Genomic DNA, 26879 nt, shown 5'->3' with positions numbered 1-26879 from the left:
GGGCTCTCCGATAACCAGTGCAGTGCCGATCCCCGGAAGGGGATGCAGGAGCATAGGTTAAACCGGTTAAACCGACAATGAGCGAGGCGCTGCACCATGAAAAAAGCCCCGCAATGCGGGGCTTTCGGGGTAACTCGCAGCCGACTGACAGTCGGCTCTACCTGTCGGCGCTACTGCGCCTTGATGGCCATCGCCTGCAACCCGGTACCGTCCAGCTTTTGCTTGGCTTCTGCCAGCTCGCCGGCGGTGCCGTACGGGCCCATGCGCACGCGGTATACGGTCTTGCCGTTGATCTGCGCCGATTCCACCCGCGCCGCCAGGCCGATCATGGCCAGCTTGGCCTTGGTGGCTTCGGCATCGCCCGATGCCCCGAAGGCGCCGGCCTGCAGGATGTAACGCACGTTGTTGGCCGGCTCTGCTGCCGCCGTAGCCGGCGCGGCAGCAGCAGGGGTTTCCGGCTTGGGCGTGGCCGCAGCCGCAACCGGCTTCGGCTGTGCAGCGGCGGCTGCCGGGCGCTCGGCCACCGGCGCCGGCAACGGGGCCGGTGCAGTGGTGGCGGTGGCTGCGGTAGTCGGTGCCGGCGTGGCCGCGGGAACCGGGCGGCCTTCCAGCGCGGCCTGCGCGCGCTGCGCTTCGGCCTTGGCCCGGCGCTGGTCTTCGGCACGCGCGCTGGCGGCCAGCTCCGCATCGGACATTTCCACTTCCTTGCCCGGAAGCAGGGTGTAGAAGTCGTACTGCGTGGCGGCGGGCTTGGCCGGCTCGGCAGGTTTGGCGGCCGCACCCGGCTTGGGCAGTTCGGCGCCCACGTCGGTGTCCGCGTCGCTGACCGGGGCCGGCTGCGCGTTCGGGTCCGGCTGCGGGCCTACCCGCAGGAAGCCGTCGCCATCGTTCTTGAACAGGTTCGGTGCCGCCAGGAACACCACCGCGGCAATCGCCACGCCAGCCACCAACCACACCCATCCGGGCGTGCCTTGGCTGGTGTTGCGTCGGGCCTGGGTCTTGCCGCGTCGTGCTGCCATTTACTGCTTCTCCACTGCTTACATTTTTTCCGGGGCGGAAACGCCCAGGATGTTCAGACCATTGGCCAGCACCTGGCGGGCGGCACACGCCAGCGTCAGCTTGGCATTGCGCTCGGCCTCGTCAGCCACCAGCACCTGCGTGCCGTGATACCACGTGTGGAAGGCGTGCGCCAATTCACGCAGGTACTGCGCGATCAGGTGCGGTTCCAGCGCGATGCCGGCCGCTTCCACCACTTCCGGGAAGCGCGACATTTCCACCATCAGCCACAGCGAAGGTTCGTCGTTCAGCGTCGACAGGCCGGCAAGACCCTCGGCCGGGGTGTACGACAGCCCCTTCTCCTGTGCCTGGCGCAGCAGGCTGCACACGCGGGCGTGCGCATACTGCACGTAGAACACCGGGTTGTCATTGCTTTGCTGGCGGGCCAGGTCGATATCGAAGGTCAGCTGCGAATCGGGCTTGCGCGCAATCAGGAACCAGCGGGTGGCATCGCGGCCGGCTTCCTCGATCAGGTCGCGAAGAGTCAGGTAGCTGCCGGCCCGCTTGGACAGCTTCACTTCCTCGCCGCCGCGCATCACCGTCACCATCTGGTGCAGCACGTACTCCGGCCAGCCCTTGGGAATGCCCACGTCCAGCGCCTGCAGGCCGGCGCGCACGCGCGCCAGCGAACCGTGGTGGTCCGCGCCCAGCTCGGTGATGGCGCGCTCATACCCGCGCTGCCACTTGCTCAGGTGATAGGCCACGTCCGGCAGGAAGTAGGTGTAGGTGCCGTCGGACTTGCGCATCACGCGGTCCTTGTCGTCACCGAAATCGGTGGAGCGCAGCCACAGCGCGCCGCCTTCCTCGTAGGTATGGCCAGCGGCCTTGAGCTGGGCCACGGTCTCTTCGACCTTGCCGTCCTTGTACAGCGAGCTCTCCAGGAAGTAGATGTCGAAATCCACCCCGAACGCGGCCAGGTCCTGGTTCTGCTCGTTGCGCAGGTAAGCCACGGCAAAGCGGCGGATCGCGTCCAGGTTGTCCGGGTCGCGCTCGCCCACCACCGCATGGCCTTCCAGCTCCACGGTGGCGCCGGCCAGGTAGGCCTTGGCCACGTCTTCGATGTAATCGCCGCGGTAGCCGCCCTCCGGCCAGCCGGCGTCGTCGGGCTTGATGCCCTTGGCGCGTGCCTGGGTGGACAGTGCCAGGTTCTCGATCTGCACGCCGGCGTCGTTGTAGTAGAACTCGCGCTTGGCGTTCCAGCCGTTCACATCCAGCAGGCGGGCCAGGCAGTCGCCGATGGCCGCTGCGCGGCCGTGGCCCACGTGCAACGGACCGGTCGGGTTGGCCGACACGTATTCCACACCCACCGTGCGGCCGTTGCCGCTCAGGTTGTGGCCGTAATCAGCCCCTTCCTTGAGCACGCTGACCGCTTCGCGCTGGTAGGCGCTGGGGGCGAGGTGGAAATTGATGAAGCCCGGGCCGGCGATCTCAACGCGCAGCACATCGTCGCTCTTGGGCAGCGCATCCAGCAGGGCCTGGGCCAGGGCGCGCGGGTTGCTGCGCGCCGGCTTGGCCAGCAGCATGGCGGCATTGGTGGCGAAATCACCGTGTTCACGGGTCTTCGGGCGTTCCACCACGAATTCCGGGGTCAGGGTATCGGCCGGCAGAGTGCCGTTGGCGCGCAAGGCTTCGATGCCTTGGCTGATCAGGGCGCGGAGGAGATTTTTCACAGGGCCTGCTTTGAGACTGGAGCGGCGGAATCGGTAATTTTAGCCCAGAAGCCGCCCCGATCCATTGAACCGGGGCACAGCGGGGGCGGGAAGGCGGGCGTGGGGTGGGGCGGGAGGCCTTGGGGGGAGGGGGGCAATGAGCTGACCGGGCCGTTCAGGTGCGGGCGAACGGGTCGCGCTTGAGCCAGCCCCGTTCGGCCATGGACACCGGCGGGCCGTCGCCCACCACCACATGGTCTACCAGCCGGACCCCGACCAGCCCCAGGGCTTCAAAGAGTTGGTAGGTGATCTCCCGGTCGGAGGCCGACGGCTCGGCCCGGCCGGACGGGTGGTTGTGGCTGACAATGACCGCTGCCGCGTTGTGCAGCAACGCCCGCCTCACCACCTCCCGCGGGTACACGGTCGCCGTGTCGATGGTGCCGGTGAACAGCTCTTCATACGCCAAGGTGCGGTTGCGCGTGTCCATGAACAGCACGGCGAACACCTCCTGGGGTCGCGCTCGCAACCGCAGCTTGAAGTAGCGCCCGGCCGAGCCGGGATCGCAGATGCTGTCGCCGCGCTCCAGGTCGGCCAGCAGATGGCGGCTGGCCAACTCCAAGGCGGCGACCAGCTTGCAGGCACGCGCGGGGCCGAGAGCAGGCAGCTTCCTCAGCCTGATGGCATCCATGTCCATGAGCCTGCGCAGCGGGCCATGGTTTTCGAGCAGGCGACGGGCACTCTGCACCGCATCCAGCCCATTGCAGCCGCTGCCGATGAACAGGGCCAGCAGTTCAGAGTCAGAGAGGGCTTCGGGGCCCAGCTTGACCAGCTTCTCCCGCGGACGATCGTGCTCGGGCCAATGTTTGATTGCCATTCGGCCAGTGTCGGCGTTCGGGCAAGCGGAGGGCATAGGAAACTGCCGCGTGACTTGGTGGGGAAGCACCATTGCCATGCCTTCCATTTTCGTCGCAGATCATTCAGCGTGATCGCGTTCCCTTTGGCGTTGCACGTCTTTGTGCGATTGAATCAACGTCCATGCTGCGAAGCCGAAACCTGCGATAGAGATTACTACCGTGGCGGCGATGAGTGCTGTTGTCATGGGACACGCTCCGGATGGTCCATTTGGATTTTCGAGATGCGAGTGAACAAGGAATAGCTGATCGCGAGCGAAACCAGTGCGATGACAGCGACGCAGTACATGATTGCCTGCTGATTAATGGCGTCGCCCCCGATCAGGGTTGAGCAGAAAAGAACGCCATGAATTGCAATAAAGAAGGCGGATACGGTGTTCTGGGTTGTCTTCCATGCCCTGTCAGCACTGACAAGATGCTCAATCTCGTTGATGTTGGAGATATGAAGAACCAGCCCGAATGCAATGAAATCCTGGGGCGCGAAGGGTTCGAGGCTGCCTTCTTTGGTCACGAGCCACACGAGTAGCCTGGAGCAGATCGGTATCAGGCCGACGAGCACTGTATATGCAAGCCATTTGGTCTTCGCTGATTGCATCTGCAGCCCCTTGCATCAATTCTTTGCTGAATCCGTATGGCGCGAATTCTATGGTCGGGTGACACCTCAAGTTGAAGAGCTCGTCCCAGTTTCGGAAGAATCTATGGATCAAAGTTGCAGGCTGTCGGGACCGGCATCGTTTCGCGGGTAGTCAACGACAAGGCACGAAGCAGCCTGCTGTTTGAGCAGAGCTTCGGCTGCGACCAAACCTTCCCGCACGCTGGAAGGATCAGGCTGGCATCTTGAAATAGCGGGAAGTCATTCCCCCCACCGCTTGCGCTACGACCTCGATGCCAGGCTGCTGCTCCGGCGACATCGGCATGACGATCTCCTCTCGGCAGATCAGGTCATCTCCATCTAGATGCGAATAGCTGATACGCAGGCTGTCCCAGGTCACGATGTCCGGCTTCACCGTCACCACCCCGCTGCGGCTGATCCAGTCCTTGGTCTTCGACAGGCGCAGCGTGCGTAGCGCGTCGGTGTAATCGGCGTACAGCAGGTTTACCGGAATGGCCGGGTGGCCGCCGCTGGCCAGGTGTTCGAACAATGCTTTGTTGTAGGCGCAGAACCAGGCAGGGCGCTGCCATGCATCAGGGTGGTTCATCTCCTGGCGCGCGCGGTCCCATGAAGCGGCCTGCGCGGCACCCACCGGCTTCGCCTGCGTCCTGGGCGGCTTGCTCGTGCGGCCGCTGGTGGCCAGTGCTGCCACCTGCGCCTCCACCTCCGTACCTTTGAACCGGCGCACATCCGCTTTCAGAAGTTTGCCGTGTCCCGCGAGGGCTTCTGCCACCACCGCCGCCACGTCAACATTGCCGGCGTTCAACGCCAGCGTGAGCGGCGTGCGGCCGCGATCGTTGGCAGCGGCCGGATCCAGGCCCCATTCGATCAACAGGCGGGCAACGGCCACCGGGTCGCCCATCCGGTGCCATGTGGTGGAGATGCCACCGCGGCTGGCTTTCAGTCCGTCCACATCGCCCGCCGCATACATCAGCGCGTTGGAACCGGAGGGATTGACCACGTGCACGTTGGCACCGCGCTCCGCGAGGAACCGCAGCAGCGGCACACTGCCAAGGTACGCGCCGATCAACAGCGGTGTATACATCTGCCGGTGGTCCATGGCTTCCATGCTGGCGCCGGCCTGCAGCAGCGCGTCGATGGCCTCGAAGATGTAACCCATCTCCGCCGGATCTGCATCCGCATCAAACGCCGAGTTCCACACTTCGCCGCGCATGTCGCGCAGGCCAAGCACAGTGCAGATCGGCGAATCCTTGGTCAGGCGAGGGTTCGCTCCGGCGGCGAGGAGCCGGCGCAGTTTCTCCACCGCCCACGCGGCCGGGCTGAAGATGAAGTCCCGGCAGGTGGTCGAGAGGGGTGTGGCGCCACGTCCGGCTGCCTTGTTGGGATCCGCACCCTTGGCCAGCAGCAGGGAGATCAGCGCCAGGTGCGCCTCGATGCGCCCGACAATCGTGGCCTCGTCCGGACCGTCATGGTGAAGCAGGCTGCTGTTGCACACCCAATACAGGGCGCGCTCGTTATGGCCCAACCGGATGCGGTCGGGATGCACGCCGGCGCGAACGCGTCGTTCGATCTCTGCGAACGCGTCCTCGCAGGTAAGGGGGGTGTCCAATACAACAGGGGAAGACGAGGTGGCCACAGGCAGTTCACGATCCTTGATCTACTGCATTCAATGCTAACAACCGCAACGCGCGATGCACTGGACAAGTTGTCAACTTGCCTGGACGGCTATGCCAGTGTGGCGCGATAGATTCCGAACACGGTCAGCGCAATCAGAGCCCAGGTGATCAGGCCGGCAGCAGCACAGGCATTCTCCGAACGCTCCTTATTCGGCGCCAGCACGCTCAGGACCATATAGCCGGTGCCCAATATGACGGTATGGAACAGCAGGTCAACGAACATCCAGGCAATGAACCTGCCAATGCCGCCGAGCAGGCTTCCTGCAATTTCTTCAACAGGCATCGTGATTTTCCCTTGTCACGCTTCAGAGCTGACCTGCCGGAGTAATTCCCCGTCCGCCGGTAGGTCGCAAGCGCAGGATGTTCGCATACCGCAAGGGCAGGCCGCCCCACGAGAGGCACCCGCCAGGCCTTCATGACCAAAAACCCACTCCTTATGCCCCTGGGGCATCAGCCCCGCACACCCCATCGGGTAAGCTAATCGCCTCGGTTCGACAGGAAATTCGCAGGTGGCTGACTCCCCCCAGGCTTCCCCGGCGCAGGCGCGCCCGCTGGCAGGCCAGAAGCTGTTGTTGTGCGTGGGTGGCGGCATTGCGGCCTACAAGTCGCTGGAACTGGTGCGCCGCCTGCGCGACGCCGGGGCCCAGGTGCAGGTCGCCATGACCGCCGGGGCCCAGCAGTTCGTTACCCCGCTGAGCTTCCAGGCCCTGTCCGGCCAGCCGACCCGCACCACCCTGTGGGACAGCGCGGCCGAACAGGCCATGGGCCATATCGAGCTGGCCCGCTGGGCCGACCGAATCATCGTCGCCCCGGCCACGGCCGATCTGCTGGCCCGGCTGGCCAACGGCCATGCCGATGACCTGGTCACCACCCTGTGCCTGGCCACCACCGCGCCGCTCACCGTGTGCCCGGCGATGAACCACCGCATGTGGCTCCACCCGGCCACCCAGGCCAACATCAGCCTGCTGCGCGAACGCGGTGCGCAGGTGGTCGGCCCGGAAGACGGCCCGCTGGCCGAGGGCGAATCCGGTCCCGGCCGGTTGACCGAACCACATGCCATCGTGGCCGCGCTGGCCGCCCTGCAGGGCCCCGCCGATGCGCCCGAATCCCCCCAGGAGCTGAAAGGCCTGCGCGTAGTGATCAGTGCCGGCCCCACCTATGAAGACCTGGACCCGGTGCGCTACGTGGGCAACCGCAGCAGCGGCAAGATGGGCTACGCGCTGGCCGCCGCTGCCGTGCGCCAGGGCGCGCAGGTGGTGCTGGTCAGCGGCCCGGTGCACCTGGCCACCCCGGCCGGGGTGCAGCGGGTGGACGTGCGCTCGGCCGCGCAGATGCGCAGCGCCGTGCTGGATGCGCTGCCGGCCGACATCTATATAGGCGCCGCCGCCGTCTCCGATTACACCCCCCGCCAGGTGGCCCCGCAGAAGCTGAAGAAAACCGCCGGCACCCAGACCCTCACGCTGGAGCTGGTGCGCACCCAGGACATCCTGGCCGAGGTGGCCCAGCAGACCAACGCGCTCAAGCTGGTGGTCGGCTTTGCCGCCGAAACCCACGATGTGGAGAAGTACGCGCGCGGCAAGCTGGTCGACAAGCGGCTGGATCTGGTGATCGCCAATCAGGTGGGCATCACAAACGGCGGCTTCGAAAGCGATGAGAATGCAGCCACCGCCTATTGGCAGGGCGGGGAGCAGGTGTTCCCCGGTACCACCAAGGCGCTGCTGGCCGAACAACTGTTGTCCCTGATTGCCCAGAGGTTGCACGCATGACCCAAGCCCCGTCCCTGCACGCGCTGCAGGTGAAGCTGCTCGATCCCCGCTTCGGTGATACCTGGCCGCTGCCGGCCTACGCCACCGAAGCCAGCGCCGGCATGGACCTGCGCGCCGCGCTGGAAACCGAGCTCACCCTGCAGCCGGGGGATACGGCGCTGATTCCCAGCGGCATCGCCATCCACATTGAAGATCCGAACCTGTGCGCGGTAGTGCTGCCGCGCTCCGGGCTGGGCCATCGCCACGGCATCGTGCTGGGCAACGGCACCGGCCTGATCGACGCCGATTACCAGGGCCCGCTGCTGATCAGCGCCTGGAACCGCGGCCGCGAAGCCTTCACGCTGCAACCCGGTGACCGTATTGCACAGTTGGTTGTGCTGCCGATTGCACGCGTCGGCCTGCAGGTAGTGGATACTTTCACCGACAGCGCCAGGGGAACGGGTGGATTCGGCCATACCGGGGTGCGCTGACAGGGGGAACATCAATGAGCAAGGCAACGGCGGAAGGACAGCCGCGATTGACAAGCAAACGTAACGGGCTGTTGCTGGTGGGGTTGCTGACCCTGCTGGCGCTGTGGTTTGCCTGGAGCGGGGTGCGGCAATGGCGGCAGGCCTCGGTAGGGCAGGCGCTGGAACAGTCCCGCGACCAGATCGTGCAGGGCGTGGACGCCGCACTCAAAGGGCAGAGCAGCCAGCTGGGCACCCTGGTGAAAAGCGAACGGGTCAGTACCGCGCTGGCCGCCGGCGATGCCGATGCCACCGCACTGGCCGTGCGTGAAGGCTGGCCGGGCACCGAAGACGTGCAGGTGCTCACCGCCGACCTGGACCAGGCCTATGCCGACCCCAAGGCCTTCGGGTATGCCCGCCTGGGCCTGCTGGAATCGGCCATCGCCGGCGATACCGTGGTGGCGCGCGTGGTGCGCGACGCCGGTGGCCAGCGCCTGGGCCTTGCCGTGCCGGTGCAGCTGGGCACCACGGGGCCGGCCGTGATCTACGTACGCCAGCCGTTGCTGCGCCTGACCGGCACCTTTGACCAGGTGCGCGTGCCGTCCGCTGGCTACCTGGCGCTGCGCCAGGGCACCCACAACATCATTGAGCAGGGCGACACCGCCCTGTCGCAGGGCGCCGAAGGCCTGGCCCGTCCGATCGGCAAGACCGGCCTGCGCCTGGCGGCCGCCGTGCCTGACATCGAACCGGGTCCGCTGGGCCTGGGCGCGATTCCGTCCATCATCGTCGCGCTGTTGCTGCTGGCCATCGCCGGCATGCTGCAGTTCGGCAAGGGCCGCGTGCCCCTGCCGCGCCGCCGCGCCGCCGCCAGCGAGGCCGACCATGGCCCGACCCTGCGCGAAAGCCTGGTACAGGAGCCGCTGCTGGAGCCGGCCCCGGGCGCCGGTTCGGGCGTGGCACCGCCGCCGCTGCCCACCGGCCCGGGCCATGAGGTGCCGGAAGGCATCTTCCGCGCCTATGACATCCGCGGCGTGATCGGTCGCGAGCTCACCCCGCAGGTGGCGGTGCTGATCGGCCAGGCCATCGGCTCGGTGCTGCAGGTGCAGGGGCTGCGCGACATCGTGGTGGGCCGCGATGGCCGCCTGTCCGGCCCGGAACTGAGCGCCAGCCTGATCGAAGGCCTGCGCCGCGCCGGCTGCGATGTCACCGACATCGGCCTGGCGCCCACCCCGGTGGTGTACTTCGCCAGCTACCACCTGCGTGCCGGCAGCTGCGTTGCCGTCACCGGCAGCCACAACCCGCCGGACTACAACGGCTTCAAGATCGTGGTCGGCGGCGAGACCCTCTCCGGCGATGCCATCACCGAGCTGTACCAGCGCATCCGCGATGGCCAGCTGCACGTGGCAGCCGAACCGGGCAGCCTGCAGCAGCGCGACGTCAACGCCGATTACATCCAGCGCATTGCCGATGACGTGCAGCTGGACCGCCCGATCAAGGTGGTGGCCGATGCCGGCAACGGCGTTGCCGGCGAACTGGCCCAGCCGCTGCTGGAAGCCATTGGTGCCGAAGTCATTCCGCTGTACTGCGATGTGGATGGCACCTTCCCCAACCACCACCCCGACCCGAGCGACCCGGACAACCTGGAAGACCTCATCCAGACCGTGAAGCGCTTCGATGCGGATATCGGCCTGGCCTTCGATGGCGATGGCGACCGTTTGGGCGTGGTTACCCGCGAAGGCAGGATCATCTACGCCGACCGCCTGTTGATGCTGTTCGCGGCCGATGTGCTGCAGCGCAATCCCGGCGCGCTGGTGATCTACGACGTGAAGTGCAGCGGCAAGCTGTCCGATTACGTGCTGCGCAACGGCGGCAGCCCGATGATGTGGAAAACCGGGCATTCGCTGATCAAGGCCAAGATGCGCGAAACCGATGCCGAGCTGGCCGGTGAGATGAGCGGTCACTTCTTCTTCAAGGAGCGCTGGTTCGGCTTCGATGATGGGTTGTACGCCGCCTCGCGCCTGCTGGAAATCCTGGCCCAGCGCGAAGAAACCCCGTCGGAAGTGCTCGACGAGCTGCCCGACAGCGTGTCCACCCCGGAGCTGAAGGTGCCGGTGGAATCGGGTACCCCGCACGCGCTGGTGTCGATGTTCGTGTCGGCCGCGCAGGTGGAGGATTCGCCGTTCGCCGGCGCGCGCCTGTCCACCATCGATGGCCTGCGGGCGGACTTCCCGGACGGCTGGGGCCTGCTGCGCGCCTCCAACACCACCCCGGTGCTGGTGCTGCGTTTCGAAGGCAACGACGAGGCCGCGCTGGAGCGCATCAAGACCCTGTTCCGCGAACAGCTGCAGCCACTGCTGCCGGGCGTCGAACTGGGGTTCTGAAAGGAGTACCGACCAACGGTCGGTACCTACCGGGTGATGCCCGACCTGTGGTCGGCCATCACCCTTTGAACCGCAAACCCACGCCGGGCTCGGTGAACAGGTAACGCGAATCCAGCGCCGAATCACCCAGCTTGTGCCGCAGCTTGCCCACCAGGATGCGCAGATAGTGCGTGTCGTGCTGGTGGGTCGGCCCCCAGATCTCGGCCAGGATCTGCGGCTGGGTCACTACCCGGCCGGCGTTGCGCAGCAGCAGCGAAAGCAACGCGTACTCCTTGCGGGTCAACGCCACGGGTGCGCCGTCCAGGTGCACTTCGCGGCGCACCAGGTCGATATGCAGGTGGCCGTCATCGAAATGCGGCAACACTCCATCGGCCGATACCGTGCGCGTGCGCAGCAGCGCACGCACCCGCGCCATCAGCTCCTGGGTGCCGAACGGCTTGGTCACGTAGTCGTTGGCGCCGTTGTCCAGTGCCAGCACCTTCTCGGTTTCGCTGGCGCGCACCGTCAGCATGATCACCGGCACCTGGCTCCACTGGCGCAGCTCGGCCAGCACCTGGTGGCCTTCCATGTCCGGCAGGCCGATATCCAGGATCACCAGGTCGGCGCCTTCGCCCACCAGCAGTTCCAGTCCCGCCTGCCCGGTCGCGGCCTGCAGCACCCGATAACCCTGCGCGCGCAGGCTGATGTCGAGGAAGCGGCGGATCTGCGCTTCATCGTCGATCACCAGCACGCGCGCCGGTGGCACGCCATGGGAAGGGTCAGGAATCGTCGGGGTCATCGGCAGGGTGGGGTTGCAGCAGGGGGAGCGTGATGCGGATCAGGGTACCGCGTCCGTCGCGGCCCGGCAGCGCCTGCACGCTGCCGCCATGCGCGCCGACCATGCCCTGGGTGATGGTCAGGCCCAGCCCGGTGCCATGCCGGCCGCGGTCGCCGCGCTCCACGCTGTAGAACATGTCGAAGATCCGCGCGCGTTCGTCATCGGGAATGCCGGGGCCGGCGTCGAGCACATCGATGCGCAGCTCGCCGTCCACCAGCCGCGCCTGTACTTCCACCGCCGCGCCGGGCGGGGAGAATTTCGCTGCATTCTCCATCACGTTGAACACCGCCTGTTCCACCAGCGCCGGGTGCACCCAGATCGGCCCCAGCGTGCTGGGAATATCCAGCTGCAGGCGTACGTCGGGCTGGTAGCGCTGCAGGCGGCGCGCGGCCGAGCCGACCAGCTCGTCCACGCCGATCCAGTCGCGGTTGATCTTCAGTCCTTCGTGGCCCAGCCGGGTCATGTCCAGCAGGTTCTGGATGTAGCGGTCCAGCCGCTCACCTTCCACCAGGATGGTATCCAGCAGTGCGCGGCGGTCGCTGGCATCCATCGCCTCGGCATAATTGGACAGGCTGTCGGCCGAGCCGATCATCGCCGCCAGCGGCGAACGCAGGTCGTGCGACACCGACGACAGCAGTGCCGAACGCAGCCGCTCGGTCTCGTTGTTCACGTGCGCCTTTTCCAGGTCGGCCACCAGCCGCGTGCGCAGCGCGGCCTGCGCGATGTCATCCACCATCGCCTCGGCCAGCTGGCGCTGTTCCGGGGTCAAGCGCGGCGCACTGCGCGGGAAGCGCATGCCGGCCACGCCGATGGCGCGCTCGTCGCCATCCAGCAGGGGCAGGAACCACCACTCCGCGCCGGCCAGCGTGTCGGTGAAGCGGCCGCTGGGCTGGCCGTGGCGGTGCGCCCAGTCGGCCGCGGCCAGATCGGTGTCGCCGGGCGCAGCACTGCCGCTGGTGCTGGTGTCGGCACCAATGCGCAACCAGGCGGGCGCATCCAGTGCCTGCTCCAGCGCCTCGCGCCCGGCCTGCGCCACCGCTTCGTTGTTGGGGGCACGGGTCAGCTGGCCCCCCAGCACCTGGCGCGCGTTCGCATGCCGGTTGGCCGCCCGCAGCGCCACCACCTGCATGCGCAGGCGCGAGGCCAACCGCCCGGCCACCAGCGCCGCCACCAGGAACAGGAACACGGTGATCACGCCCTGGCGCGCGCTGATCGCGAAGGTGAAGCGCGGGGCGATGAAGAAGAAGTTGTAGGCCAGGAAACACAGTGCCGCGGCCATCACCGCCGCACTGGTGCGGCTGCGCGCGGCCACCACCACCACCGCCACGATGAACACCATCGACAGGTCGTACAGCCCCACCCAGCGTTCGGCTACCAGCGCCACCAGGCAGGCCAGCGCGGTGGCCACCAGCGCCAGCACGGTGTCGCGGCCGGTGCTCAGCGTGGGCATCGACAACCCATGGCGGCGCGCACGCGCGCGCGCCTGCGGGGTGCCGATGATGGTGATTTCAAAGTGCGCGCCGCGCTGGATCAACTGCTGGGTCAGCGTGCGGTTGAGCATGCGTGCGAACGGCCGTTCGCGGGTGCGGCCCAGCACCAGGGTGGACACGCTGTTGTGCGCGGCGTGGTCGAGCAGTGCATCGGCAATGCTGGGCCCATGCAGCAGCTCGGCCTCGCCGCCCAGCCGCCGCGCCAGTGCGAAGGCAGCGTCGATCTCGCGGCGGGTGCTGTCGTCTTCGCGGCGGCGCTGCACGGTCACCACGGTCCAGGGCGCATCGCGGCGCTCGGCAATGCGCCGGCCCACGCGCACCAGGTACTCGCTCTGGCCGCCGCCATCGATCGCCACCAGCACCCGCCGGCGCAGCGGCAGGTTGCCTTCCCCGCGCGCGGCGCGGGTTTCACGCAGGCTGTTGTCGACCCGGTCGGCCGCCTCCTGCATCGCCAGCTCGCGCAGCGCGGTCAGGTTGGCGGGCGAGAAGAACGCCTGCAGCGCCTGCGCGGCTTGTTCGGGCACGTACACCTTGCCCTGCTGCAGGCGCTCGATCAGTTCGCGCGGCGGCAGGTCCACCAGCACGATATCGTGCAGGCGGTCCAGCACCGCATCGGGCACGGTCTCGCTGACCCGCACCCCGGTGATACGCATCACCACATCGTTGAGGCTTTCCAGGTGCTGGATGTTGAGCGTGGTCCAGACGTCGATGCCGGCGTCCAGCAGCTCCATCACATCCTGCCAGCGCCGCTCGTGGCGGCTGCCCGGCACGTTGCGGTGGGCCAGCTCATCCACCAGCACCAGCGCCGGGCGGCGGGCCAGCACTGCATCCAGGTCCATTTCCTGCAGCGCATGCTGCTGGTACTCACGCTGCAGCAGCGGCACCTGCGGCAGGCCCTCCAGCAGCGCCGAGGTCTCGGCGCGGCCGTGGGTTTCCACCAGCCCCACCACCACGTCCACGCCGCGGCGCAGCTGCTCGTGCGCGCGGCCGAGCATGCTGTAGGTCTTGCCCACGCCGGGGGCGGCGCCCAGGAATACGGTGAGCTTGCCGCCGGCCTCGCGCTGCAGGCTCTCCACCAGTGCGTCGGCCTGTCGGGTGCGGGAGTCGGTCATGGGGGCAGAGTGTGCGCCGTTCGGTGGCAAGGCGACATCATCGCGTAGTCGTCTCCGTCGCACCGGGTGCCGCCTGGGTGTTCTTCAACCCGTCCAAGGCAAGGTTCAACGTCATCACGTTCACCCGGGGCTGCCCGAACACGCCCCACTGCGGGCCCTGCGTATGCGCCTGCACCAGCGCCTGCACCTGTTCCACGCTGAGGCCGCGGTTGCCCGCCACGCGCTTGACCTGCACCGCAGCGGCGGCCGGCGACAGCTCCGGGTCCATGCCCGCGCCCGACTGGGTGACCAGGTCGCTCGGCACGTCGTCCACGGCGATGCCTTCGCGCGCTGCCACGGTCCGGGTCGCCTCGGCGACGCGTTCCTGCAGGGCAGGGTTGCTGCGCGCCAGGTTGCTGCCGGCGGCGGCCATCGGGTCGTAGTTGGCCGCCGACGGGCGCGTCTGGAAGTAGCCGTCGCCCACGAACGGCTGGGCCACCAGGCGCGAGCCGCGCACCTGGTGGTTGTCCAGCAGCAGGCTGCCCTCGGCCTGCACGGGGAACAACGCGGCACTGAGGCCGGTGGTGGCCACGGCATACGCCAGGCCGAGCAGCAGCAGGCTGGCCACGCCCAGGCCGATGGCCGGGCGCAGCGCACCGGTGTGCTGCAATGACACCGGAGTGGCGGCGCGCGCACGCGCCGGGCGGGAAAGCGAAGCAGCAGCGGAGCGGTTCATGCGCCAAATACCGAGAAGAGGAGGAGGTCGATCAGCTTGATGGCCGCGAACGGCAGCAGCACGCCGCCCAGCCCGTACACCAGCATGTTCCGGCGCAGCAGCGCGGTGGCCGTGGCCGGGCGGAAGCGCACGCCACGCAGGGCGAGCGGAATCAGGGCCGGAATCACCAGCGCGTTGAAGATCAGCGCCGCCAGCACCGCGTTGCGCGGGCTGGACAGGTGCATCACGTTCAACGTGGACATGGCCGGCAGGGTGGCGGCGAACAGCGCCGGCAGGATCGCGAAGTACTTGGAGACGTCGTTGGCCAGCGAGAACGTGGTCAGCGCACCGCGCGTGATCAACTGCTGCTTGCCCACTTCCACCACCGCCAGCAGCTTGGTCGGGTCCGAATCCAGGTCCACCATGTTGCCGGCTTCCTTGGCCGCCTGCGTGCCGGAGTTCATCGCCAGGCCGATGTCGGCCTGGGCCAGTGCGGGGGCATCGTTGGTGCCATCGCCCACCATCGCCACCAGCCGGCCACCGGCCTGTTCGGCGCGGATGCGGGCCAGCTTGTCTTCCGGGCGCGCTTCGGCGATGTAGTCGTCCACGCCGGCTTCGGCCGCAATCGCCGCGGCGGTAAGCGGGTTGTCGCCGGTGATCATCACCGTGCGGATACCCATCGCGCCCAGCTGCGCGAACTTCTCGCGCATGCCGTGCTTGACCACGTCACTCAGCTCGATCACGCCCAGCACGTGGCGGCCTTCGCAGACCACCAGCGGGGTGGCGCCGTTGCGTGCCACCTGTTCCACCCGCCCGGCCAGCTCGGCCGGCACGGTGCCGCCCAGCTCGCGGACATATGCAGTGATCGCATCGGCCGCGCCCTTGCGGATGCGCCGGCCGCCGTCCAGGTCCACGCCGGACATGCGGGTCTGTGCGCTGAAAGCGAGGTAGTCCGCGCGGTCTGGCTCAGCGGTGGTGCAGCCCTGCTCGCGTGCCAGCCGCACCACCGACTTGCCTTCCGGGGTCGGGTCGGCCAACGACGACAGCAGCGCCGCTTCGCGCAGCTGCGTCGCTTCAATGCCGGCCAGCGCGTGGAAGTGGGTCGCCTGGCGGTCGCCGTGGGTGATGGTGCCGGTCTTGTCCAGCAGCAGCACGTCCACGTCGCCGGCCACTTCCACCGCCTTGCCCGATTTGGCCAGGATGTTGGCCGCCAGCGCACGGTTCATGCCGGCGATGCCGATGGCCGGCAGCAGCCCGCCGATGGTGGTCGGAATCAGGCACACCAGCAGCGCGATCAGCAGCAGCGGGTCGACCTTGACCCCGACGAAGGCGCCGATGGCGGGCAGTGTGGCCACCACCACCAGGAAGGTCAGCGTCATCGCGGCCAGCAGCAGGGTCAGCGCCACTTCGTTCGGCGTCTTCTGCCGGTTGGCGCCTTCCACCAGCGCGATCATCCGGTCCAGGAAGCTGTGGCCCGGCTCGGCGGTGATCTTCACGATGATCTGGTCCGACAGCACCTTGGTGCCGCCGATCACGCCACTGCGGTCGGTACCGGCCTCGCGCAGAACCGGTGCCGATTCACCGGTCACCGCCGCTTCGTTGATGGTCGCAAGGCCCTGCACGATCTCGCCATCTGCCGGCACCAGCTCGCCGGCACTGACGATCACGTGGTCGCCCGGGCGCAGCTCGGCGGCCGGCACCTGGGTTTCGCTGGCCCCGGCATGGGCGGCGGCCAGCCGGCGCGCGCTGAGATCCTGGCGGGCACGCCGCAGCGAGGCGGCCTGGCCGCGGCCGCGCGCCTCGGCCACCGCTTCGGCGAAGTTGCCGAACAGCACGGTCAACAGCAGGATCGCGGTCACCACCAGGCCGAAGCCCAGCGGCGCGTTGCCGGTCAGCGTGACCAGCAGGCTCACCAGCGTGCCCACCATCACCACCGCCATCACCGGGCTGTGCACCAGGTGGCGCGGCGACAGTTTGATCACCGCATCGCGCAAAGCCCGGCGCAGGCCGGCTGCGTCGAGCAGGCTCGGGCGGCGGGAAGGAGCTGCATTCAAGGGATAGGTACTCATGGTTTCACGTCTCAGCGCAGCGTCAGCGACAGGTGGTCGGCAACCGGGCCCAGCACCAGCGCCGGCATGAACTGCAATACGGTCAGGATGACGATCAGCGCGATCAGGGTCAGCGCGAAGGTCGGGGTTTCAATCTGCAGCGTGCCGGCCGATTCCGGCGCACGCCGCTTGGCGGCCAGCTGGGCGCAGACGATCAGCGGAATCACCAGCACCGGGTAGCGGCCCAGCAGCAGCACCAGGGTGCAGCTCAGGTTCCACCACGGGGTGGCATCGCCCAGCCCTTCGAAACCCGAGCCGTTGTTGGCGAACGCCGATACGTACTCGTAGAACACCTGGCTCACCCCATGGAACGCGGGGTTGGAGGTGCCGGTGATCGACGGAATGGCCAGGGTGATCGCGGTGAACGCCAGGATGGTGATCGGCTGCAGCAGCACCAGCAGCGCCAGCAGCTTCACCTGCGGGGTTTCCAGTTTGCGGCCCAGCAGCTCGGGCGTGCGCCCGGTCATCAGCCCGGCCAGGAACACGCCCAGCAGCAGGTACACGATGAACTGCTGCAGGCCGCAGCCGATGCCGCCCCAGATCGCGTTGATCAACATGTTGACCATCGGCACCGCGCCGGCCAGCGGGCTCAGCGAGTCATGCATGCCGTTGACCGAGCCGTTGGAAACCTGGGTGGTGATCGCCGCCCACAACCCGGTGCCGTCCGCACCCAAGCGTACTTCCTTGCCTTCCATCAGCAGCGGGCTGGCGGCGGTGGCCGAATGGCCCTCCAGCCACACCGTGGCGGCGATCGACACGCTCGACATCGCCAGCATGCAGCCGAACACCAGCGCCGCCAGGCGCTTGCGACCGGTGAACGCACCCAGCATGAACACCACCGCGATCGGGATCAGCAGGATGCCGATCAGCTCCAGCGCGTTGGACAGCGGGGTCGGGTTCTCCAGCGGCATGCTGCTGTTGGGGCCGTACCAGCCACCGCCATTGGTGCCCAGCTGCTTGGCCGCCACCATCGCCGCGACCGGGCCCAGTGGCAGTTTCTGGGTTTCCATGCCCGCGGCTGCATCGATCGGCGTGGCAGTCGGACCACCGGCCAACGTCGAGGGCACGCCCTGGCTGGTCAGCAGCACCGCCCACAGCAGGCACAGCGGCAGCATGAAGCGCACGCACGAACGCACCACGTCGGCGTAGTAGTTGCCCACGTCGATCCGGCGGTCGGCAGGCAGCGCGGGTTCGGCGGCATCGCCTTCCGGCGCCGTGCCGAACAGCGCACGCAACGTGGCCACCACCAGCGCCAGCCCCATCATCGGGGTGACCACCTGCAGGCCGGTGATCGCGGTCATCTGCGAGAAGTAGGACAGCTGCGCCTGGCCGGAGTAATGCTGCTGGTTGGTGTTGGTAAGGAACGACACCATCGTGTGCAGCGCCGTATCCCAGCGCATGTTGGGAATCTGGTCGGGGTTGAACGGCAGCCAGGCCTGGGTCATGAAGACCGCCTGCACCAGCACGGCAATGACCAGGTTGCTGAGCAGGAACGCGCCCACATAGCCACGCCAGGACATCCCGCGCGCCGGGTTCACGCCCAGCACGCGGTACAGCGGCCTTTCAATCCAGCCGAACAGCGCGTCGCCGCGCATCGGCCCACCGCGCATCACCCGGGCCAGGTACAGCCCAAGCGGAAAGGCCAGCACGATGCTGGCCAGCACAATCAACAGAATCTCGGTCATGGTCGGCTCCGGTCAGAACTTTTCGGGCGCAAGCACGACGTACAGCAGGTAGGCGGCGGCAACGAGCACCAGCACGCCGCTCACGAAGGAAAGCCAGGCAGGCACGGGGCGTTCTCAGTAGTAGGGAAGGGAGGCCGCCATCGTGTTCCCCAACGGCGTAAACGCTCCACGCCCGCCCCGTGCCCAACCCGTAAAGAGTGCATAAAAAAAGGCGGATGCCCGCGCATCCGCCCTTTCGCTGCTTTCACCTTACCCGCGTGGGTCGGTAGAAACGCCCTTCAACAGCCGGTACCGCTGCAGGGTTTCCTCGATCTCCACATCCAGCGCCTTGCGCTGCTCCACGTAGGAGTCCTGCATGCGCTTCTGCGCCACCAGCTCGGCGTGGCGCAGGCGGATGTCCTCGGCCTGCTTGGGGGCCACCGGCTGGCCGGCCAGTTCGCGGTCGCCCGCGCTGCCGAGCAGGGTCACCAGCGCGCTGCGCAGGCTGGCCACGTTGTAGTTGGCCGTCTGCACGTTATTGTCCAGGATCCCGGTGCGCTCCACGAACACCCGGCGCAGGTCGGCCTCGTCCTGGTAGGTGGACAGCATGGCCTGCTCGGTGCGCTGGCGGGTATCTTCGGCGGCCTGGTCGAGCTGGCGCTGCGCGGCGGCCACGGCGGCATCGGCGCGCTCCTGCTCGGTCAGGGTGCGGTCCACCCCGCCCTTGCGCAGGCCGCTGTTGACGCTGAACTCCTCACGGGCGCTGTTCACCGCGTCCTGGGGCAGGGCATCGCTGCAGATCCGCTCCTTGCCCTCGTTCCAGCAGAACAGCTTCTTCGGTTTGGCCGGCGTGTTGCTGTGTTTGCTCTGGGCCTGGGCCGTGAGCACAGGCGCGGCCAGCAGCAGGCCAATGATGGTGAACGTGGCAATCCTGGACATGGGAGCCCCCTGCTCTCAACGCGTAGGACGGCTGCCGTAACGGGACCGATAGTCCTCCAGCGGCTGCCGGTATCCGACAAGTTCCGGATTTCCGGAGGCAAAATCAAGCAGGTCGGCCAGCGTGGCCACGGCCACCACCGGAATGCCGGCCTCTTCGGCCACGGCCTGGGCAGCCGAACGGCGGTCGTCTTCCGAGGCGATTTCCTGGCGGTCCAGCGCTACCACGATGCCGGCCGGGGTGCCGCCAGCCTGCTTGATGATGCCCAGCGCCTCGCGGATGGCGGTGCCGGCGGTGATCACATCGTCCACGATCAGCACGCGCTTGCCGTTCATGTCCGCGCCGATCAGGTTGCCGCCTTCACCGTGGGTCTTGGCTTCCTTGCGGTTGAAGCTCAACGGCAGGTCGCGGCCGCGCTGGGCGAATTCACAGGCGGTGGCGGTGGCCAGCGGAATGCCTTTGTAGGCTGGGCCGAACACCACGTCGAACTTCAGCCCGGTGGCTTCCACCGCGTCGGCGTAGCAAGCGGCCAGCTGGACCATGCTGGCGCCCGAATCGAAGCGGCCGGCATTGAAGAAATAGGGGCTCAGGCGGCCCGACTTGAGGGTGAACTGGCCAAAACGCAGCGCATCGGCGGTCAAGGCCAGCTGCAGGAAACGGTGACGGTGGTCGCTCATCTAACGCTCTATTCAATTCTCTTGGAGCGCAGATCGTAAAGCATGACCGGCAATTCAGGCTCGCGACCGGCCGCCGCAGGCCCCTGCAATGGCCGGATCCGGCCAGCCGATGGGCCGGGCAACCCGGTATGCTTTGCCCGTTACGTACCAGACCCGGGTCAGCATGCGCATCATCAGTTTCAACGCCAATGGCATCCGTTCCGCCGCCACCAAGGGTTTCCTCGAGTGGTTCCGTGCCCAAGATGCCGACGTGCTCTGCATCCAGGAGACCAAGGCCCAGGAAGACCAGCTGACCGATCCCATGTTCCGCCCGGACGGCCACCACTGCTTCTACCGTGACGCGATCACCAAGAAGGGCTACAGCGGCGTGGCCATCTACAGCAAGCGTGAGCCCGACCAGGTCATCACCTCGCTGGGCTGGGCCCCGTTCGACGACGAAGGCCGTTACATCGAAGCCCGCTACGGCAACCTCAGCGTGGTGTCCTTCTATATCCCCTCCGGCAGTTCCGGCGACCTGCGCCAGGGCTTCAAGTACGAAGTGATGGAGTGGCTGCGCCCGATCCTGGCCCAGTGGCTGGCCAGCGGCCGCGACTACGTGCTGTGCGGGGACTGGAATATCGTCCGCTCCGCGCTGGACATCAAGAACTGGAAATCCAACCAGAAGAACTCCGGCTGCCTGCCGCCCGAGCGCGACTGGCTCAATGGCCAGTGCGTGGATGCCGGCCAGGCGCTGGACGTGGCCGGCGGCCAGGGCTGGACCGACGCCTACCGCCTGCTGCACCCCACCGGCGAGGATTACACCTGGTGGAGCAACCGCGGCGCGGCCCGCGCCAACAACGTCGGCTGGCGCATCGATTACCAGTTCGTCAGCCCCGGCCTGCGCGATCGCCTGCGTGGCTGCTCGATCTACCGCGATGAACGCTTCTCCGACCATGCCCCGTTCACGGTGGACTACGCCCCATGAGTGAAGCGGCAGTGCCGGTGAGCTACAAGGGCTGGGCCGGGATCAAGCGTGCCTTCGGCACGCCGTCGGCGTTGACCATGGCCTTCCTGGGTTTTGGCAGCGGCCTGCCGTTCCTGCTCATCGCCTCGCAGACCCTGTCCACGCGCCTGCGCGATGTCGGGCTGGACCTGCACAGCATCGGCCTGATCAGCTTGGCCAGCTTCTTCTACCTGCTCAAGTTCCTCTGGGCGCCGCTGATTGATCGCTATGCCTTCCCGCTGATCGGCGTCCTGGGCCGCCGTCGTTCATGGCTGCTGGTCTCCCAGTTGGGCGTTACCGGCGGCCTGTTCGCGCTGGCCTTCGTGCGTCCCGAGCTTGGCGTAACCCCGCTGGTGCTGTGGGTGCTGGTCGCGTCCTTCGCCGGTGCCACCCAGGATTCGGTGGTGGATGCCTATCGGATCGAGATCGCGCCGGAAAGCGCGCAGGCCGCGCTGGCCGCCACCTACACGCTCGGTTACCGCATCGGCCTGATCCTGGCCGGCGCCGGTGCGCTGTACCTGGCTCAATTCGAAGGGTGGATCGTGGCCTACCTGGCCATGGCATCGCTGATGCTGATACCGATCATCACCACTCTGGTGTGCCGCGAACCGGCCCAGCCGGAAGTGCGGATCCAGCGCCGGATCGATTTCTTCGGCGCGTTCTGGCAGCCGATTGCCAGCTTCTTCAGCACCAATGGCGTGGTCCTGGCGGTGGTACTGCTGGCATTCGTGGGGCTGTTCAAGTTCCCCGACCAGGTGATCGGCGTGATGGCCGGTCCGTTCTACCTGGATTCGGGGTTCACCAAGGCCGACATCGCCACCGTGTCCAAGCTGTTCGGGGTGTGGATGGGCATCGGTGGCGCCTTCCTCGGCGGTATCGCCGTGGCGGCGTTCGGCTTCCGCCGCATGCTGCTGGTGGCCGCGCTCGGCGTGGCACTGTCCAATCTGGCCTTCCTGCTGATGGCGCAGAACCCCGGCCAGCTCTGGGCTTTTTATGCAGCACTCTGTGCCGACAACCTGTTCCAGGGCTTCGCCGGCACCGTGCTGGTAGCGTTCATGTCTTCGCTGACCGACCGGAACTTCACCGCCACCCAGTACGCCCTGCTGGTGTCGCTGGCCAACCTGCCCGGCAAGTTCGTCGGTGGCGCCTCGGGGTACATCGTCGAGGCGACCTCGTACAGCACCTTCTTCATCCTGAGCTCGGCCACGGTCATCCCGACCCTGCTGCTGCTGGTCTGGCTGTGGCCCCGCATCCGCGACCGCAGCGCTGCCTGACCGAACAGGCGAGCGGTTGCCGCGCGGCGTACAGTGGGCCATCATCGACCCCGTTGTGCCGTGGGGGCGGTGCGTTGCCAACGGGGGAATACACATGGCTGATCTGGTGCTGCGCGATCTCGATCCGCTGCTGAACGAGCGCATCCGCCGGGTCGCCGTCGCACGCGGCTGGACCCGCGAACACACCTGCGTGGTCCTGCTCGAGCAGGGCCTGTTCGCCAGCGAACTGGAAGTCCGCAGCGGCTTCCACGACCCCGAAGTGAATGCCCTGGCCGACGCAATAGCAGCCCTGCAGGCGCTGCCGGACGTAAAGGCGTTCTAGGCAGCACCCATCACGCTGGGTGAATGGCGCCCAATATCCGCGGCCCGCGCGCCCCGGTCACGCTGGGCAGGTTGCCCGGCAACCCCTGCAGCGTCCGGTGCGCCAACCACGCAAACCCCATCGCTTCCAGGTAATCCGGGTCCAGCCCGTGCACTGCACTGGACTCGACCACCACCCCGGGCAACCGCGCGCTGAGTCTGCGCAGCAGCTGCGGGTTGCGAACACCGCCGCCGCACACCAGCACCCGCGTTGCTTCCGGCAGGTGGGCCAGCAGCGCGTCGGCCACCGTGGCCGCCGTCAGTTCCAGCAGCGTCGCCTGCACGTCCGCCGGCGCCAGGGTGCGGCCGGCCATCGCCGCCTCGGCCCACGCCAGATGAAACTGCTCGCGCCCGGTGCTCTTCGGCGGCGACAGCGCGAACCACGGTTCGGCCCGCCAGTGCTCCAGCAGCACTTCATCCACCTGCCCGCTGGAGGCAAACGCGCCATCGGCATCGAACGGCGTGCCGGTATGCCGCTCGCACCACGCATCCATCAGCGCGTTGGCCGGCCCGGTATCGAAGCCACGCGGGGTGCCCACGCGCGGAATCAGGGTCAGGTTGGCGATCCCGCCCAGGTTCAACACCGCCCGGTCCTCATCGGCCGTGCCCAGCATCGCCAGGTGGAAGGCCGGCATCAGCGGCGCCCCGTGCCCACCGGCGGCCACGTCGCGGCGGCGGAAGTCGGCCACCGTGGTGATGCCGGTCAGCTCGGCAATCCGGTTGGCATCGCCCAGTTGGCAGGTGAATGCCGGATCGGCCAGCGGCCGGTGCCGCACCGTCTGCCCGTGCGAACCGATCGCCCGCACCTGCGCCGGGCTCACCCCGGCCTGTTCCAGCAGGCGGTTGGCGGCGGCCGCGAAGGTGATGCCGATCTGCGCATCGATCCGGCCCAGCGTATCCAGTGAGCCCAGCTCGCCGCCTTCGCCCAGCGCCACCAGCTCGGCGCGGATGGCGGGGTCCCAGGGGTGGGTGAGCCCATCGACGAAGCGGCAGCCGCCCTCGGCGGGAAACTGCACCAGCGCGGCATCGATGCCATCGGCGCTGGTGCCGGACATCAGGCCCAGGTAGAGCGGGGTATGCGGATCAGCTGAAGTCATGGCCAGGCGGTTCAACAGGGTGCGTGCAGCTTCCGCGCAACCTGTTGCCGCCGTCAATGCATGCGATCAGCCGCGGCTGCCCTTGGCCGGCTTGGCCGCGCTGGCCGTGGTGGTAGCGGCCTGGTCGGCCTTCGGCGCCGGGCTGGCGTCGGCGTAGATCAGCTTCTCCATGCCCTGGATGCGGGCCAGCGCCGGCGCGGTCTGCGCGCGGAAGGCGACCAGCTCGCTGCCCTGCAGCGGCTCCGGCGGCGGCATCGTCACCGACAGCGGGTTGCGGTGCACGCCGTTGACGCGGAATTCGTAGTGCAGGTGCGGGCCGGTGGCCAGGCCGGTTGAGCCCACGTAGCCGATCACCGTGCCCTGCGCCACGCGCTGGCCGGTCTTGATCTTGCCAAAGCGCGACATGTGCCCGTACAGGGTGGTGTGGCCACGGCCGTGGTCCAGGATCACCACGTTGCCGTAGCCGCGCTGCACGCCGGCGAACTGCACGCGGGCATCGCCGGCGGCCATGATCGGGGTGCCGGTGCGCGCGGCGTAGTCCACGCCCTTGTGCATGCGCATCTTGCCCAGCACCGGGTGCTTGCGCGCCCCGAACGTCGAGCTCAGGCGGGCGAAGGGAATCGGCATGCGGATGAAGCTCTTCTTCAGCGGGCGCCCGCTCACGTCGAAGTACTCGGACTTGCCGTTGCGGTCGAAGCGGAAGCCGCTGTAGGTCTTGCCGCCGGAGGTGAAGGTCGCCGCCAGGATCTTGCTGGTGTCCACCTTCTCGCCTTCGCGCCAGGTCTCATCCATCACCACGCTGAAGCGGTCGCCCGGCTGCAGGTCCTTGGAGAAGTCGATGTCGTACTTGAAGATCTCGTCGGTCATCGTCGCGATGGCCGACGGCGACAGCCCGGCCTTGCGCGCCGCCGCGTACAGCGAACTGGTGATCTCGCCGCTGGTCACCACCCGGCGGGTGGAGCTCTCACGCTTGCTGACCTTCTCGGTGATCTGTTCGCCCTTCAGCGACAGCTCCACCCGGTTGTCGGCATCGCGGTCGAAGCGGATCGTGCGCAGCTCCCCGCTCAGCGGCAGGTCGAAGGCAATTTCCGCGCCGGGGCGCAGCTTGGTCAGCGCGTCGCGCGCACCGGGGTGCTCCAGCACCTGGTGCATCACCGTGGGCGAAATGCCGGCCTCGTCGAACAGGTTGCTCAGGGTCTGGCCGCGCTGCACGCGCAGTACCTGCCAGCTGTCGCCCGGCACCTGCTGCAGGCGCTCCTGGGACAGCGGCGGCAAGGGCAGGGCCAGCGTGGAATGGCTGACCGAGTAGGGCGACTCGATGGTGTGCGAGAAGCCGGGGACAATAGTGGCCACCAGGGCGCCGATGGTGGCGAACAGGCTGGCGTGCATCCAGTGGCGGCGGGTCCAGCGCTCATTGAAAGCAGCGGGAAGATGCTGTCGAAGCTTCCGATGCAGGGCGGTGTCGTGGAGAACGTGAAGGCGTTCCTTGAAGCGCTGCTTGCGCGCGCGGCCTTGATCGGTATTCAGCATCGTCGGTGTGTTCCTGGCTGACCCGGGAGCGCGGGCCCAAACGTCGGTAACATAGACAGGTATAAATATCGCGTCAAACCCTTGTGCCTATTGGCTTTTGTGAAGCGCTTGCGGTTAACTTGTACTTAACGTCATTCATGTAAATAAGGCATCGCCGGGAGTTGCACGTGTCCTCGATTGAACAAGCCCTTGCCCAGATCGGCCGTGGCGCCGATGAAATCCTCAAGATCGAGGAGCTGCGCCAGCGGCTGGAAAGCGGCCGCCCGCTGCGGGTCAAGGCTGGTTTCGACCCCACCGCCCCGGACCTGCACCTGGGCCATACAGTCCTTCTGAACAAGCTGCGTCAGTTCCAGGACCTCGGCCACCAGGTCATCTTCCTGATCGGCGACTTCACCGGGATGATCGGCGACCCCTCGGGCAAGAACGTCACCCGCAAGCCGCTCAGCAAGGACGACGTGCTGGCCAATGCGCGCACCTATGAAGAGCAGGTGTTCAAGGTACTGGACCGCGAAAAGACCGAAGTGCGCTTCAATTCGGAGTGGTTCGGCAAGATGGGCGCGGCCGACATGATCCGCCTGGCCGGCCAGCACACCGTGGCGCGCATGCTCGAGCGCGACGACTTCGCCAAGCGCTATGCGGCCCAGCAGTCCATCGCCCTGCACGAGTTCCTGTACCCGCTGGTGCAGGGTTACGACTCGGTGGCGCTGGAAGCGGACGTCGAACTGGGCGGTACCGACCAGAAGTTCAACCTGCTCATGGGCCGTGGCCTGCAGGAGCACTACGGGCAGAAGCCGCAGATCGTGCTGACCATGCCGCTGCTGGAAGGCCTGGACGGCGTGGCCAAGATGTCCAAGTCGCTCAACAACTACATCGGCATCAGCGAACCGGCGATCGACATGGTGACCAAGACCATGAAGATCGGCGACGACCTGATGTGGCGCTGGATCGAGCTGCTTTCCTTCGAGATCAGCCAGGCCGAGGCGGTCAGCCTGCGCGAGCAGGTCGCCGCCGGCACTCTGAACCCGCGTGAGGTGAAGCTGCGCCTGGCGCGCGAGCTCACCACCCGCTTCCACGATGCCGACGCGGCCGAGCTGGCCATTGCCGGCTGGAACGCTGCCGTGACCGGGCAGGGCGATGTGACCCTGTTGCCCCTGCAGGAAGTGGCCATTCCCGTTGAAGGCCTGCGGATTGGTGCATTGCTCACCGCAGCCGGCCTGACCCCGAGCAACTCGGAGGCCTCGCGCAAGCTCAAGGAGCGTGCGGTGAAGGTGGACGGCGAGGTGGTGGACGACGCCCAGCAGCTGTTCGTGCCCGGCTTCGAGGGCTTGCTGCAGGTCGGCAAGCGCAACTTCGCACGCGTGTTGTTGGTCGCCGCCTAAGCGCCACAAGGGTTTCGCGCCTTCGGGCGCGGAACCAGCATGAATGAATGCACAAAACCGTGAAAAAAAGTCATGCACCCCCTTCACAAACGAGGCGGTTGGGGACATACTTTCCCTCCCCCGACGCAGGGGCCACCGCAAGGCGGCAACCGCGAAGGAACAGGACTTCAACTTCTTCGAAAGAAGGTGTTGACGGAAACGAAAAGCCTGACATAATAGGCGGCTCGCTTCGACGAAAAGACCTCCGGGTCGCACGACGA

General features: G+C 67.3%; 23 protein-coding genes. 7 read left to right on the top strand and 16 right to left on the bottom strand.

Going from position 1 to position 26879, the window contains the following annotated elements; translation table 11 throughout:
- Positions 1-170: 170 nt before the first annotated feature.
- The 6 genes from V9K91_RS17485 to V9K91_RS17460 form a co-directional block, all read right to left on the bottom strand.
- On the bottom strand, positions 171-1019 hold the full coding sequence (locus tag V9K91_RS17485) for an SPOR domain-containing protein (RefSeq protein ID WP_306989981.1): 849 nt from the start codon (positions 1017-1019) through the stop codon (positions 171-173).
- 18 nt (positions 1020-1037) lie between these two features.
- Positions 1038-2726: an arginine--tRNA ligase gene (gene argS / locus V9K91_RS17480; protein ID WP_068848682.1), complete on the bottom strand. Its 1689-nt coding sequence runs from the start codon at positions 2724-2726 to the stop codon at positions 1038-1040.
- A gap of 154 nt (positions 2727-2880) precedes the next feature.
- A complete protein-coding gene (gene radC / locus V9K91_RS17475; protein ID WP_095362609.1) occupies positions 2881-3579 on the bottom strand; it encodes a DNA repair protein RadC in 699 nt (232 codons plus the stop codon).
- A gap of 221 nt (positions 3580-3800) precedes the next feature.
- The gene (locus tag V9K91_RS17470; RefSeq protein WP_095362610.1) at positions 3801-4211 is read right to left on the bottom strand and encodes a hypothetical protein; all 411 of its coding nucleotides are present in this window, start codon (positions 4209-4211) and stop codon (positions 3801-3803) included.
- Positions 4212-4440: 229 nt separating this feature from the next.
- Positions 4441-5865, bottom strand: coding sequence for a hypothetical protein (locus tag V9K91_RS17465; protein WP_306989980.1), 1425 nt, complete (start codon positions 5863-5865; stop codon positions 4441-4443).
- Positions 5866-5954: 89 nt separating this feature from the next.
- Entirely contained in the window at positions 5955-6188 is a 234-nt protein-coding gene (locus V9K91_RS17460; RefSeq protein WP_217538841.1) for a hypothetical protein, read from the bottom strand.
- A 226-nt stretch (positions 6189-6414) separates the two neighbouring features.
- On the opposite strand from V9K91_RS17460, the gene coaBC reads away from it, so the two are divergent.
- The 3 genes from coaBC to V9K91_RS17445 are packed head-to-tail and all read left to right on the top strand — an operon-like array spanning position 6415 to position 10498.
- Entirely contained in the window at positions 6415-7671 is a 1257-nt protein-coding gene (coaBC, locus tag V9K91_RS17455) for a bifunctional phosphopantothenoylcysteine decarboxylase/phosphopantothenate--cysteine ligase CoaBC (RefSeq protein ID WP_068848698.1), read from the top strand.
- Positions 7668-8141 carry a dUTP diphosphatase gene (gene dut, locus V9K91_RS17450; RefSeq protein ID WP_093532951.1) on the top strand — a complete coding sequence of 158 codons (474 nt, stop codon included), beginning with the start codon at positions 7668-7670 and terminating at the stop codon, positions 8139-8141. Before coaBC ends, dut begins: the two co-directional genes overlap by 4 nt.
- Before the next feature lie 14 nt (positions 8142-8155).
- Positions 8156-10498, top strand: coding sequence for a phosphomannomutase/phosphoglucomutase (locus V9K91_RS17445; RefSeq protein WP_336443683.1), 2343 nt, complete (start codon positions 8156-8158; stop codon positions 10496-10498).
- 58 nt (positions 10499-10556) lie between these two features.
- Here V9K91_RS17445 and V9K91_RS17440 read toward each other — a convergent pair whose 3' ends face one another.
- The 8 genes from V9K91_RS17440 to pyrE form a co-directional block, all read right to left on the bottom strand.
- Positions 10557-11276, bottom strand: coding sequence for a response regulator transcription factor (locus tag V9K91_RS17440; RefSeq protein WP_184126098.1), 720 nt, complete (start codon positions 11274-11276; stop codon positions 10557-10559).
- Positions 11257-13917 carry a sensor histidine kinase KdpD gene (locus tag V9K91_RS17435; RefSeq protein ID WP_095362619.1) on the bottom strand — a complete coding sequence of 887 codons (2661 nt, stop codon included), beginning with the start codon at positions 13915-13917 and terminating at the stop codon, positions 11257-11259. The genes V9K91_RS17440 and V9K91_RS17435 overlap by 20 nt, the downstream gene beginning before the upstream one ends.
- A gap of 37 nt (positions 13918-13954) precedes the next feature.
- Positions 13955-14632 carry a potassium-transporting ATPase subunit KdpC gene (gene kdpC / locus V9K91_RS17430; protein ID WP_249833616.1) on the bottom strand — a complete coding sequence of 226 codons (678 nt, stop codon included), beginning with the start codon at positions 14630-14632 and terminating at the stop codon, positions 13955-13957.
- Positions 14629-16680: a potassium-transporting ATPase subunit KdpB gene (gene kdpB / locus V9K91_RS17425; RefSeq protein ID WP_336443684.1), complete on the bottom strand. Its 2052-nt coding sequence runs from the start codon at positions 16678-16680 to the stop codon at positions 14629-14631. Before kdpB ends, kdpC begins: the two co-directional genes overlap by 4 nt.
- 11 nt (positions 16681-16691) lie before the next feature.
- Positions 16692-18404, bottom strand: coding sequence for a potassium-transporting ATPase subunit KdpA (kdpA, locus tag V9K91_RS17420; RefSeq protein WP_336443685.1), 1713 nt, complete (start codon positions 18402-18404; stop codon positions 16692-16694).
- Positions 18405-18416: 12 nt separating this feature from the next.
- The gene (locus tag V9K91_RS17415) at positions 18417-18509 is read right to left on the bottom strand and encodes a potassium-transporting ATPase subunit F (protein WP_068848713.1); all 93 of its coding nucleotides are present in this window, start codon (positions 18507-18509) and stop codon (positions 18417-18419) included.
- A 144-nt stretch (positions 18510-18653) separates the two neighbouring features.
- Positions 18654-19322, bottom strand: a complete 669-nt coding sequence (locus tag V9K91_RS17410; RefSeq protein ID WP_068848715.1) for a hypothetical protein — start codon at positions 19320-19322, stop codon at positions 18654-18656.
- Positions 19323-19337: 15 nt separating this feature from the next.
- Entirely contained in the window at positions 19338-19997 is a 660-nt protein-coding gene (gene pyrE / locus V9K91_RS17405; protein WP_068848718.1) for an orotate phosphoribosyltransferase, read from the bottom strand.
- 163 nt (positions 19998-20160) lie between these two features.
- On the opposite strand from pyrE, the gene V9K91_RS17400 reads away from it, so the two are divergent.
- The 3 genes from V9K91_RS17400 (at position 20161) to V9K91_RS17390 (ending at position 22575) form a co-directional block, all read left to right on the top strand.
- Positions 20161-20961 (top strand): exodeoxyribonuclease III, encoded by an 801-nt coding sequence (locus V9K91_RS17400; protein ID WP_068848720.1) that lies wholly within the window; start codon positions 20161-20163, stop codon positions 20959-20961.
- Positions 20958-22253 carry an MFS transporter gene (locus tag V9K91_RS17395; RefSeq protein ID WP_336443686.1) on the top strand — a complete coding sequence of 432 codons (1296 nt, stop codon included), beginning with the start codon at positions 20958-20960 and terminating at the stop codon, positions 22251-22253. Before V9K91_RS17400 ends, V9K91_RS17395 begins: the two co-directional genes overlap by 4 nt.
- Before the next feature lie 94 nt (positions 22254-22347).
- On the top strand, positions 22348-22575 hold the full coding sequence (locus V9K91_RS17390) for a hypothetical protein (RefSeq protein ID WP_095362623.1): 228 nt from the start codon (positions 22348-22350) through the stop codon (positions 22573-22575).
- A 10-nt stretch (positions 22576-22585) separates the two neighbouring features.
- Here the strand turns inward: V9K91_RS17390 and V9K91_RS17385 are convergent, their stop codons facing one another.
- Together V9K91_RS17385 and V9K91_RS17380 are read right to left on the bottom strand one after the other, a co-directional pair.
- Positions 22586-23710 (bottom strand): anhydro-N-acetylmuramic acid kinase, encoded by a 1125-nt coding sequence (locus V9K91_RS17385; protein ID WP_336443687.1) that lies wholly within the window; start codon positions 23708-23710, stop codon positions 22586-22588.
- 66 nt (positions 23711-23776) lie between these two features.
- Complete coding sequence (locus V9K91_RS17380) at positions 23777-25240, bottom strand: peptidoglycan DD-metalloendopeptidase family protein (protein WP_095362624.1); 1464 nt, start codon at positions 25238-25240, stop codon at positions 23777-23779.
- A 167-nt stretch (positions 25241-25407) separates the two neighbouring features.
- On the opposite strand from V9K91_RS17380, the gene tyrS reads away from it, so the two are divergent.
- The gene (gene tyrS, locus V9K91_RS17375; RefSeq protein WP_095362653.1) at positions 25408-26619 is read left to right on the top strand and encodes a tyrosine--tRNA ligase; all 1212 of its coding nucleotides are present in this window, start codon (positions 25408-25410) and stop codon (positions 26617-26619) included.
- The last annotated feature ends 260 nt before the right edge of the window (positions 26620-26879 follow it).

The organism is Stenotrophomonas sp. CCNWLW57 (genome assembly GCF_037203925.1).
In the GTDB taxonomy this organism is placed as follows: Bacteria; Pseudomonadota; Gammaproteobacteria; order Xanthomonadales; family Xanthomonadaceae; genus Stenotrophomonas; species Stenotrophomonas rhizophila_A.
The sequence above is the reverse complement of the archived record's forward strand: the minus strand, read 5'-3'. Positions and strand labels throughout refer to the sequence as shown.

Bases quoted from the DNA above. Each gene is read 5' to 3' on its own strand.
- V9K91_RS17485 (WP_306989981.1), bottom strand. From the start codon at position 1,019: ATGGCAGCACGACGCGGCAAGACCCAGGCCCGACGCAACACCAGCCAA.
- radC (WP_095362609.1), bottom strand. From the start codon at position 3,579: ATGGCAATCAAACATTGGCCCGAGCACGATCGTCCGCGGGAGAAGCTG.
- V9K91_RS17470 (WP_095362610.1), bottom strand. From the start codon at position 4,211: ATGCAATCAGCGAAGACCAAATGGCTTGCATATACAGTGCTCGTCGGC.
- V9K91_RS17460 (WP_217538841.1), bottom strand. From the start codon at position 6,188: ATGCCTGTTGAAGAAATTGCAGGAAGCCTGCTCGGCGGCATTGGCAGG.
- dut (WP_093532951.1), top strand. From the start codon at position 7,668: ATGACCCAAGCCCCGTCCCTGCACGCGCTGCAGGTGAAGCTGCTCGAT.
- V9K91_RS17445 (WP_336443683.1), top strand. From the start codon at position 8,156: ATGAGCAAGGCAACGGCGGAAGGACAGCCGCGATTGACAAGCAAACGT.
- V9K91_RS17440 (WP_184126098.1), bottom strand. From the start codon at position 11,276: ATGACCCCGACGATTCCTGACCCTTCCCATGGCGTGCCACCGGCGCGC.
- V9K91_RS17435 (WP_095362619.1), bottom strand. From the start codon at position 13,917: ATGACCGACTCCCGCACCCGACAGGCCGACGCACTGGTGGAGAGCCTG.
- kdpC (WP_249833616.1), bottom strand. From the start codon at position 14,632: ATGAACCGCTCCGCTGCTGCTTCGCTTTCCCGCCCGGCGCGTGCGCGC.
- kdpB (WP_336443684.1), bottom strand. From the start codon at position 16,680: ATGAGTACCTATCCCTTGAATGCAGCTCCTTCCCGCCGCCCGAGCCTG.
- kdpA (WP_336443685.1), bottom strand. From the start codon at position 18,404: ATGACCGAGATTCTGTTGATTGTGCTGGCCAGCATCGTGCTGGCCTTT.
- V9K91_RS17410 (WP_068848715.1), bottom strand. From the start codon at position 19,322: ATGTCCAGGATTGCCACGTTCACCATCATTGGCCTGCTGCTGGCCGCG.
- pyrE (WP_068848718.1), bottom strand. From the start codon at position 19,997: ATGAGCGACCACCGTCACCGTTTCCTGCAGCTGGCCTTGACCGCCGAT.
- V9K91_RS17400 (WP_068848720.1), top strand. From the start codon at position 20,161: ATGCGCATCATCAGTTTCAACGCCAATGGCATCCGTTCCGCCGCCACC.
- V9K91_RS17395 (WP_336443686.1), top strand. From the start codon at position 20,958: ATGAGTGAAGCGGCAGTGCCGGTGAGCTACAAGGGCTGGGCCGGGATC.
- V9K91_RS17390 (WP_095362623.1), top strand. From the start codon at position 22,348: ATGGCTGATCTGGTGCTGCGCGATCTCGATCCGCTGCTGAACGAGCGC.
- V9K91_RS17385 (WP_336443687.1), bottom strand. From the start codon at position 23,710: ATGACTTCAGCTGATCCGCATACCCCGCTCTACCTGGGCCTGATGTCC.
- V9K91_RS17380 (WP_095362624.1), bottom strand. From the start codon at position 25,240: ATGCTGAATACCGATCAAGGCCGCGCGCGCAAGCAGCGCTTCAAGGAA.